Source organism: Planctomonas deserti (genome assembly GCF_003067705.1).
GTDB classification, from domain to species: Bacteria; Actinomycetota; Actinomycetes; order Actinomycetales; family Microbacteriaceae; genus Planctomonas; species Planctomonas deserti.
In genome coordinates this window covers 1-547 of record NZ_QANL01000174.1, presented here as the reverse complement: position 1 = coordinate 547, position 547 = coordinate 1, and the positions used below count along the sequence as shown (strand labels likewise).

Here is a 547-nt window from a genome sequence, read left to right as displayed (position 1 = left end):
ATGTTCCCTGTTGAATCATCCTTGGAGGTGCTGGCGTGCGCGTGGCTCAGCCGCGGCACGTCGGCGGCAGGTACTTGTCGTTGCTTTCGCCACTGCATTCCCAGCGGCCGCTGTCGCGATCGTATTCCAGCCACAGCAGGTCGCCGTCGAGGCTCTTGCCGGGCACGGCCAGCGTTGCTTCGATGCCACAGTGGCCGTTGTTGAAGCGGCCGATGTTCACCGCCGACAGGCCAGCCTGGGTGAAGTCACCCGGGGCCGGGAAACCGGCATCGTTGGCACCGGGGCAGCGGCCTTCGTCGTCGGCGAAGTGCTGCACCTGCTGTTTCAGCGGCTGCAGGGCATTGACCGCGGTGGCGACCTTGGCACGCACGGTGTAGTCGTTATAGGCGGGCAGGGCGATCGCCGCGAGGATGGCCATGATCGGCACCAGCACCAGCAGCAGGCCGCCGCCGATGATCGCGGTCAGGGCGCAACCGGAGAGCTTCTTTTTCGGCGGCGGCAGCACCCCGGCCGGGGTCTGCGTGGCATAGGGCGTGGACGGTGGCAG

General features: G+C 67.3%; 1 protein-coding gene. It reads right to left on the bottom strand.

All coding sequences use genetic code 11. From position 1 onward, the window contains the following. Positions 1 to 46: 46 nt before the first annotated feature. Positions 47 to 547 (bottom strand): pilin (locus tag DAI20_RS20140; RefSeq protein ID WP_108252913.1); only part of this gene is annotated, 501 nt, incomplete at its 5' end.